Source organism: Mycobacterium sp., assembly GCF_032162605.1.
Lineage (GTDB): Bacteria > Actinomycetota > Actinomycetes > Mycobacteriales > Mycobacteriaceae > Mycobacterium.
In genome coordinates this window covers 1-8,794 of the sequence record NZ_JAVROT010000296.1, presented here as the reverse complement: position 1 = coordinate 8,794, position 8,794 = coordinate 1, and the positions used below count along the sequence as shown (strand labels likewise).

The window sequence follows — 8,794 nt, the reverse complement described above, 5'->3', positions numbered from 1 at the left end:
AAACAGCCGAAATCACGCACGCACGTCGTGCGCATCGAAATGGAGATGTCTAAGTGAGTATTGGCAACATCGTCGAATTCGGTACATCGTCGCCGGCGCCGTGGCGCTGGTGCTGACCTGGCCACATGCATTTTCCTGGATGGCCGCCGGTGGAAACATCCTCAACCCGATCGCGTTCTTCGGTGACGCAATAGCGGCCGGCGGCACCGCCGCGTTCATCACCATCGACATGGCGGTCGCCTGGCTGGTGTTCATGGTGTGGGTTGGGACCGACAGCAACCGGATTGGGCTGGGGTACAAGTGGGGCTGGAGCTTCGTGGCGTTGTCCTACATCGGCGTATCGATGGCGTTCCCGGTGTATCTGGTCGTCCGAGAGCGCTACCTCGACAAGCGAGCCCGGACCCCCGAGTTGACCGTGCGCCCGACGCCGTGACGTGTCAGACGCCCGACGTGTCGGGCAGGTTCGATACGAAATCGCGAACGTTGGCCGGCGTGGCCTGATCCGGGAATCTGGACCCGCTCGCGTGAACGGTGTCCTGCGCGAGGCGAACCATCTGCGGCCCCTCGTCGATGAGCAACTGGCTAAGTCCAAGCGCGGCACAGGTTCTCAGTGCGGAGTGCAGGACGCGGACCGCTTCGTCGTGGTCGCCGGCAGCACCGAGACAGTGCGTGAGATGCAGCGTCGCGCGAAGGTGGGCGCGGGGGCGGTCGTGCTGATCGACCCGATCACGGTAAGCGCGGGCCCGCGCGCATGCTTCATCCAGGGCCGAAGGTGTCCCGTCGATCAGGAGCATTCGGATCTGTGCATCCTCCATGAGTTCGGCTGTCACGCCGCCGAGTTCGTCGAGGTGTTCAGAATGCGAATGGGTGATTCGCCGGGCCAGAGAGTCGTCGATCGGCTCCCCCGACAGGGCGGCAATCCGGACACTGTCGTTGAGTAGCCGGGCCTGCAGCCGCGGGAGCTGCAGTGTCTTGGCGATGTCGAGACCCTCGGCTAGTCGGCAGTGCGCGGCCGCTGCGTCACCGCGAGCGAACTTCAGCAGCGCTCCGGTCCCGAAACTGGCGAGCATGAAGTCGACGATTCCGCCCTCTGCGCCCAATGCGTATGCGTCGTCGAGCAATACTTCGGCTTGGTCGAGTTGGCCGTGTTCGTAGAAGAGCTCCCCCAGCAGTGCTCCCGCAAGTTTTGCGATATAGGTGGGGCGACCGGACGGCAACAGCGCGATGCGCATCGCGTGTCGCAGGTGCGCTTCTGCGCCGGCGATGTCGAGCTGCTCGTTGGCGGCAATCGCGGCAAAACAGTATCCGTAGCTCACGCTCAGCGTGCCTGAGATCCGATCGTGAAATTGGCGTCCCCACCGCTGCCAGCGAAGTGCGTCATCGAAGTCCGACACCCGGAGCGCACGAAATGACGCGAGGTCGGCTGCGCGGCACAGAATGAAGGGCCGCAGTGTGTCGGCCCTGTCGACACACGCCTCAACGGCGGTTTCGGTAGAGCTGTCGACACGGTCCTGGAAAGCGGCGATCGTGGCGCGGATCAAGTCCATCTCGGCGCGCAGGCTGCCCTCCTCGTCCTTCGTAGCCGAGTCCATGCCAACCTCGGCCAGCCGAAGTGCCCCTTCGACGGCCGCCATTCGGTGAAGGACCACGTTTGCCCACGCGAGGTCGACTTGAAGCCTCGGGCGAGCATCGGCAAGTTGGGCCGGCAGCTTGGCGGCCAGCCCGATCAACGTGCTCATCTGTGACTGTTCCATCAGATCGGTGGCCGCCTGCTCGACGGCGTCCACCGCCTGCCGAGCCTGGCCACCGAGGATCAAATGATCGACGGCCTGGCTGAGCATGTGGTGTTCGGTAAACCACTGCGCTGCTCCGCGATGCAGCTCTGGTATCCGATCCTCTGCGTCACGCTCGAGGCGCTGCAGCAGGTACTCGGCGAACAGGTGGTGGTATTCAAACCATGTTCCCTCGGCATCGGTCCTGCGGAGAAACAGATCACGTTTTTCGATCTCTTCGAGAAGGCTTCGGCTGCGCCGGTTGCCGGTCAGCGCGGTGGCCAGTCCGCTGCAGATCTGTTTGGTGATGCACGTAGCAAGCAGAAAATCGAGCAGGTCCGGTTCGAGGCCGTCCAGCACGTTCGATGCCAGGTACTCACCCAATGCTTCGTTGTGTCCGCACAGATGCTCGATGAGCGCGGCCGGATCGGCCTGCTCACGCAGCGTCAAGGACGCCAGCTGCAAGGCAGCTGCCCACCCGTCTGTGCACTCCTCCAGTTCGGCTACGTTGGCCGCGGTCAGGTGCAGGCCACACTGGTCGACCAGCATCGCCTGGGTTTCGGAGGTATCAAAGCGTAGATGCGTCGCGTCGATCTCGACGAGCTCACCCTGGACTCGAAGCGTGCTGAGGGGAAGGCCGGTGCGGGTTCGGCTTGCGATAATCAAATGTAAGTGATGGCAGCTGTTTTCGAGCAGATAGGCGAGCGCCTTCGCGGTTTCGGTGTCATCGACGCGATGCCAGTCGTCGAGCACCAGCACTAGGGTTTCCTTGTCGCGGTGCAGGAGATCGATCAAGGCATTGAGCACGAACTGCTGCGCATTGTCCACATGCCCTTCGAACTCCTGCTGTAGCGCATCGGCAAGGTCGGGCATCGTGCGTCGAATCGCCTCGATCAGATGCGCGAGAAACCAGACCACGTTGTTGTCGTCGCTGTCGATGGCCAACCATGCGCCCTTCAGACCGTCGCGGGTAAGGGCTTCGCCCCACTGCGCGGCCAGGGTGCTCTTGCCGTAGCCGGCAGGGGCGTGAATGAGAACCAGTTTGGGCCGTCGTCCCGAGCCGAGGCGCTCGAGGATTCGGTGCCGCCGAACGGTCGGGCGAGTGAACGTGGGCGGGCGGAACCGCGTCGGCGCGCTCGGCGGGTAATGCGCCCGTCGGATCGAGTCCGACCCGTCCCCGCGCAATCCGCGCGGACCCGATTGCCCACGTGCGGGGGATACGGCGGTCCCGACGTCGGCAGCCGCTTCATCTGCCTCGGCCGGCGAGGGCGTCAACTCGAGCGGAACAGCGGCGATAGCGAGTCCGACGTGGGCGCCGGCCGCACGCAGGAGCTCCCCGAATGCCGCGGCAGTGCCGGGGCGCCGCGCGGGGTCGGTATCAAGTGCGACCTCCAATGCCGAGCCGACCGGATCGGGCACACCTTTGGCACGCAGATCCGGAATCGGACCCGCCAGCACGCGACGAACAAATGCGATGGGGTTCTCGCCCGGTCGAAACACGAACGGCGGTTCGCCATTGAGCAGTGTGAAGATCGTGGCCGCCAACCCATACACGTCGGCGGCGACCGACGCGGCGCGTCCCTCGAACAGCTCGGGCGCGGTGTACGACGGGGAGCCGACCAAGATGTTCGCCGCCGTCTCGCGACTGCCCGCGATGCGCGCAATGCCGAAGTCGCCGAGTTGCGGTTCCCCGTAATTGGTGAGCAGGACGTTGGGGGGCTTGACGTCCCGATGAAGAACGCCGGCTCGGTGAGCGGTTTCCAGCGCACCGGCCAGTCGCACCCCGATTGTCAACGCCTCGTTGACCTCGAGCGGCCCATGGCCCTTGATCCAGGAGCCCAGCGTGTCGCGACTGTGATAAGGCATCACGATGTATGGACGGCCCGCGAAGGTCAGGCCGCTGTGCAGGACCGGCACGATGTTCGGATGCCCCGACACCCGCCCCATCGCACGCTGCTCGCGGGCGAAATGCTCGAGGTCGAGATCGTCCCGATCGGAACTGAGTACCTTGATCGCCACGACGCGATCCAATGATGGCTGCCCGCAGCGGTACACGACACCGAAGCCGCCCCGGCCCACTGGCTGCGCATCTTCGTAACCCTCTGCCTCGAGCTCAGCGACGATTCCGGTAGCGAGCCTGCGCTGTGTGTCGTCGGGACTACTCATCGCCACTCCCCGCTCGCCCGACAAGCGCGCTGCCGGCGCGAATCCGATCCGACCGACAGGGCAACTGAATCGTGCAACCCGTACCCGCGGTCCCACCGCTTGACTTTGCTGCGGCTGTTTCACCGTACTCCGGCCGCCCCGACCGGCAATGTCGTTTCGGCACCCGCGGTCAAGGATCGATTTGCCCCCTTCGGGAGACGAGAACTGCTCTATCAGGAGACGCGCGCCGGGGCGAACGTGACGAGACTGGGAGAACAACAGCATCGCAGGCGGTGCGAGAAGCGCCGTTGGATTCAGAACCTAAGCCCACCGCGCAGAAATGAGCCAAACCATGTCGCAATATTCCACCATGCTCGCCTTCCTTCTCATGGTCATGTCCCCTCCCCTCATCCCGGCGCTAGTCGCCGTAGTCCACCGGAGCATCGGCGCAGTTCGCGCCGTCGCCGACTGGCGCAGGGCGCAGTTGGCCGCGTCGCGGACCTAACGCACAGGGTCCGCAGCAACACGGAACATGGTGCGGCAGAATGTGTTCCCTCGGTAAGGTGCGCCTCTTCGAGGCGCACCTTTGCCCATTGGCGCTATTGCGGTTGTCCGTACACGGCGACGACGACGGTGCGATCAACGCTGTTCTCTGACCACACGCCGATGTTGGTGTACGCACAGTTCTGCATGATCGCGAGATATGCCGGGTTGTAATACCACTGATTTATCAGTTCGATGCCGCTGATCGCCAGCGCCGGATTGATCGCCACCGTCTCGGCCACCGTCCCGTGAAATCCCGCCGCCGCGGCCCGGTCCTGCGGTGTCGACGCGTCAGAACCGATGTCGCCGTCGAGGTTTCGGTTGTTGAGGACATCGTCGGTGTGCCATTGCGCGGCCAACCGTAGCTGCGGGTTGATCTTGACGTCGTTCGTGCAGCCCGCCTGGTGCTGGACGGTGTAAACATTGGCAACCACCCCGTCATTGAGGCGCTTGTTGTCGGCATGTGCGGTCGGGGTGCACGGCAGTAGCACCGCACCCACGCCCACCAAGGCAGCCAATGTCAGGTACCGATCCCGCATGTCGATCTCCCTTCCCATCACCCGAGGGCCGGCGGCGGCCGGTAGTGGGCCGCCGAGTTCCGGAGCTGCCAGATCTCTGCCGGGCAGAGCTCGTTGACCGCCTGGCTGATCAGATACGACGCCTGATACTCATCCGTGGTGGCAAAGTCGGCCTTGACCTCAGCCATGGCCTGTGCGTAGGTGCGACCGGCCGACAACTTGTCACAGATGCCGTACCCGTAGCCAAGGGCTACGTCGGCGTGGGGGAGGTCGTAGCCGGGCCGTACGTGCACATTGACCAGGTAGGCCACTACGTCAGCGCGCGCGCAGGGAGCCAGCGTCAACGTCGCGGTACCCGCCACGGCCGCGCAGGCCGCGAGCACGCCCATCGACGACATGATCGTTGGACGGTGGAACATAGCTCGGCCCGGCAGCATCGACATCACACGGGGTCGAATTGTGAGATCAGCCAACGGCCGCCGATGTTGTCGAGCGTGACGCGAACGCTGGACGCGGTGTTGGTCGGCGCGGTCTTACCGACGGTGACGGTCTGATCGACGAACAGCAGCACGGCGGCGTGGCTGGCGGTCGCCGACGTGAGCGCCGCGGCCGACACGGTGGCCGTCGCAGATATCTGCTTCTGTTTTGCGCCCGGAATCACCACATCACGGGTCAACGAGGTGTAGGCGTCCAGGAAGTTTCCCGTCAGACGGCGCTTGGCCGCTTCGAGGTCCTTGTCGACGGTCTCGGAGCGGTAGGACAGCAGAGCGACGGTGCCGTCGACCGCAGCCTGCACGGTTTGCGGCTGGACTGTCTGGTCCTCGCGCAGGGTGGCGTCCTCCCACTTCAGATAGCCCGCGGCTGTTGCGATGAGCAGCGCCAATGCCGGTAGGAGCGCGTATGCGATCCTCCGCGACCAGCCAATGCGCCGTGGCCTTGGGGGCCGTTCATGGTTGTGCGGTTCGCCGGTCTGCCTAGCTGCAGCGGATGAACCGATGTCGTCGACGATTGCCGGCGAGACCGGGTCAGCGGATGTCTCACCGACGGCTTCGGTTGGTGTCGGGTCGGCGCCGTGGCGGGACATAGGCCACCTCATTGCACGAACTCCACGTTGGAGACTTTCGCTTGGTCGCCTACGTGGGTTACCGCGACACGCAGTCGCCATCCATGCGGATCCGACTGCGGCGCACCGGCATTCGACGTCGCCACCGTCACGGCCACCAGTACCTGAGCGCTGTCGGCCGACTGCGACTCCAGCCCAGCCTCGGTGACCGTGCCGATCGTGGTCGACTTCGTCTTCTCGACTACGTCGATGAACGGCTGTGAACGCTTGGCGAAGTCGTCGTAGAACTGTCCGGTGGCCCCGTCGAGAATTCGCTGCACATCGCGATCGCCATGCTGCCAGTCGATCGTGGTCAAGTTGACCGCACCCTGCCTGGCTGCCTGAAGGAACTGACTTCGCTCGGCCTGCCATTGGTGGGCCCGGTAGGCGTGAAAGCCCAACCATCCCGTCAGGGCGGCCAACGTGACAACGGTGGCAACGCCGAACAGGATCGCTCGCCTCACAACTGCGACGGGTTGTTTCGACGGTGCAGCGGGCGGACCATCTGCGTCGTCTGCGGCGGACTCTGCAGGGATGTCCTCGATATCGAGTACGTCGTCCGTATCTGCACATTCAGTCGTTAGCGGCATACCGTCTTCCGTTCATAGTCGCGGGCGATGCTGTCGCAGAACGCCCGTCGGTGGCGAGGCCAATATCCTTGGGCCGTTGGTGGCCGACGCACCGCCGCTCGGCCCTCAGCCCGGCGGCGGAAGCAGCATGTTCTGCCATGTCTTCTCCTCAGGCGCAAGCTGGGCCAAGTCGGACTGCGTGTAGACCTTTCCGTCGGGGCCGACATACTTGCCGGTGGCCGGGTCGTACGTGGCGGTGGCGATCGGTGGCGGACCGGGCCCGGCCGGTGGCGGCGGGGCAGGATCGTGCGCGGCCGCGGGCGGCGTTCCTGGCGGCAACTGTGGGACGTCCTGGCCAGACAGCGTGGCGTTGGGATCGCCCTTCCAGTTGTAGCCGTCGTTGAGCGGCACATAGTGCTCGTCGCTTTCGCACATCTTCACCGTCGGTGCGCGTTTGCCGGGCACGGTTTCACACGGGATGTTGCGGGCGCCGCGCACGTTCCACGGCGAGTCCTGCGGAACCCTGCAATACAGGTCGCCGGGTGCGCGTTCGGGGTAGTCCTCGAAGGTGGGTATCCGCTGCTGCTGGACGGGCAGGAAGCCGGTGGTGCATGGCGGCGGCAGGTTGAGGTTGAGATTGAAGCTGAGGTACTGGCCCTTGTAATCCTGCTTGGTGTTGACGTTGGCCACGATGCCCGCCTGGCCGTAAGCGACGGACTCGGGCAGCAGTACCAAGAGCTGCTCGATGTCGTTTTGGTAGGTCAGCCCGACCTGAGCGATGCTGACAAGATTCGCCAGCAGAATCGGCAGCGTCGGTTGTAGCCGCTCGACCAGCTGGCGTACCTCGCCGGCGGCGGGGCCGCCCTTGTCGATTACGCCGGCGACGTCGGCGTCATGGTCCTGCAACTCACTGGTGACGGTGGCCAGGTTTGAAGCCCACGCCTGAATCGCATCGGACGTGTGAGTCTGCGAATCCAAGACCGGCTTGGATTGCTCGATCAGTGCGATGAGTGGGTCGAGATTCTTGCGCGCTTCGATAGCCAGCTCGGATGAGCCCTTGACCAGTCGGGACAGTTCGGGTCCGAGGCCGCCCACAGCGGTGTAGGACTCGTCGATGACCGTCTTCAGGTCGTCGCGAGGCACCGATTTCAGACCGGTGTTGAGGGTGTCGAGCAGCGAGTTGATGTCGGGCGGCACCGTGGCGTCGGCAAGCGGAATCACGTCGCCGTTCTTCAGCGGCGGCGACGTGCCGTTGCGGGGCAGCAACTCGACGAACTGTTCACCGATCGCCGTCTGGCTGTGCACCTCGGCCTTGAGATCCGACGGGATGTCGATCCCGGATTTCAGCGACAGCAGCGCTTCCACACCGCTGTCGGTCAGCTGCACCGTTTGCACCCGGCCCACCTCGGTACCGCGATAGGTGACATTGCCGGTGCTGTAGAGCCCGCCGGTTTCCGGCAGTTCCAGCTTCACCGTATAGCGACCGACACCGAATACGTTGGCTGGCAACTTCATGAAGTGAAACGCCATCAGCGACATCGCGACGAGCGCGATAACGGTAAAGATGGCCAGCTGGATCTTGATCTGTCGGTGTAAGTGCATTTACGGCCCCTGGTCCCAGCGGTACGCGATGGTCAGCGGGTTGCCCGGGTTGTTTGGGCCCCCGGCGGTGCACGGGCTGGGGAACTGGCCGATCGTGCGGCCCCACTGGAGCTCCAGCTCGGTGAGATCGCATTCCCACCGGGTGCCGGTGAAGAATCCCGAGTCGATGCGGCTGAGCGTGAGGTCGACGATCGCCGTGAGGTTGGCGTAGTCCCCTCGCTGCCATTTTTCGATCGTCTCGTTCGGGAACGGGTAGGTGGGGATCAGGCCGAGTGATCGCGTCAGGCTGGGGCCCGCGTTGGCCAGTGACTCCAACACAGGTCCGATCTCCCGTAGCTCCTTGACGAGATTTTCCTTTGTTTGGTTGACCGTGTCGGCGGTCAAGGCGCTGAATTTGCCAAGATGATCGGCGGCCTCGACGAGGTTGTCCCGCTCGCCGTTGAGTACCGCGAGGGCATCGGGGATGGTGTTGAGCGCCTTATCCAGAACGGGTTGGCGCGCGGCGAGTTTTCCCGTCAGGTGGTTCAGGCTGTCGGTGGCCGC

Annotated in this window: 7 protein-coding genes and 2 pseudogenes; 2 read left to right on the top strand and 7 right to left on the bottom strand. The window is 64.4% G+C overall.

From position 1 onward, the window contains the following. The first annotated feature begins 100 nt into the window (after positions 1–100). Positions 101–433 carry a DUF2834 domain-containing protein gene (locus QOI01_RS17190; RefSeq protein ID WP_526382980.1) on the top strand — a complete coding sequence of 111 codons (333 nt, stop codon included), beginning with the start codon at positions 101–103 and terminating at the stop codon, positions 431–433. A 4-nt stretch (positions 434–437) separates the two neighbouring features. On the opposite strand, the gene QOI01_RS17185 is transcribed toward QOI01_RS17190, so the two are convergent. Further along, positions 438–3,938 (bottom strand): protein kinase domain-containing protein, encoded by a 3,501-nt coding sequence (locus QOI01_RS17185; protein ID WP_526382976.1) that lies wholly within the window; start codon positions 3,936–3,938, stop codon positions 438–440. 331 nt (positions 3,939–4,269) lie between these two features. Here QOI01_RS17185 and QOI01_RS17180 point away from each other — a divergent pair, with 331 nt between their 5' ends. Beyond that, positions 4,270–4,422 carry a hypothetical protein gene (locus QOI01_RS17180; protein ID WP_526382974.1) on the top strand — a complete coding sequence of 51 codons (153 nt, stop codon included), beginning with the start codon at positions 4,270–4,272 and terminating at the stop codon, positions 4,420–4,422. Positions 4,423–4,522: 100 nt separating this feature from the next. On the opposite strand, the pseudogene QOI01_RS17175 reads toward QOI01_RS17180, so the two are convergent. The 6 genes and pseudogenes from QOI01_RS17175 to QOI01_RS17150 form a co-directional block, all read right to left on the bottom strand. Continuing rightward, positions 4,523–4,999, bottom strand: a pseudogene (locus tag QOI01_RS17175) (CAP domain-containing protein); the annotation flags it as partial. A gap of 17 nt (positions 5,000–5,016) precedes the next feature. Then, on the bottom strand, positions 5,017–5,367 hold the full coding sequence (locus QOI01_RS17170) for a DUF732 domain-containing protein (protein ID WP_526382972.1): 351 nt from the start codon (positions 5,365–5,367) through the stop codon (positions 5,017–5,019). Between the two features lie 53 nt (positions 5,368–5,420). Continuing rightward, the gene (locus QOI01_RS17165; protein WP_526382978.1) at positions 5,421–5,903 is read right to left on the bottom strand and encodes an Rv1363c family protein; all 483 of its coding nucleotides are present in this window, start codon (positions 5,901–5,903) and stop codon (positions 5,421–5,423) included. Between the two features lie 167 nt (positions 5,904–6,070). Next, entirely contained in the window at positions 6,071–6,670 is a 600-nt protein-coding gene (locus tag QOI01_RS17160) for an Rv1363c family protein (RefSeq protein ID WP_526382970.1), read from the bottom strand. Positions 6,671–6,775: 105 nt separating this feature from the next. Continuing rightward, positions 6,776–8,251, bottom strand: coding sequence for an MCE family protein (locus QOI01_RS17155; protein WP_526382968.1), 1,476 nt, complete (start codon positions 8,249–8,251; stop codon positions 6,776–6,778). Then, positions 8,252–8,794: pseudogene (locus tag QOI01_RS17150) on the bottom strand (mammalian cell entry protein); the annotation flags it as partial.

Bases quoted from the DNA above. Each gene is read 5' to 3' on its own strand.
- QOI01_RS17170 (WP_526382972.1), bottom strand. From the start codon at position 5,367: ATGGGCGTGCTCGCGGCCTGCGCGGCCGTGGCGGGTACCGCGACGTTG.
- QOI01_RS17155 (WP_526382968.1), bottom strand. From the start codon at position 8,251: ATGCACTTACACCGACAGATCAAGATCCAGCTGGCCATCTTTACCGTT.
- QOI01_RS17180 (WP_526382974.1), top strand. From the start codon at position 4,270: ATGTCGCAATATTCCACCATGCTCGCCTTCCTTCTCATGGTCATGTCC.
- QOI01_RS17160 (WP_526382970.1), bottom strand. From the start codon at position 6,670: ATGCCGCTAACGACTGAATGTGCAGATACGGACGACGTACTCGATATC.
- QOI01_RS17185 (WP_526382976.1), bottom strand. From the start codon at position 3,938: ATGAGTAGTCCCGACGACACACAGCGCAGGCTCGCTACCGGAATCGTC.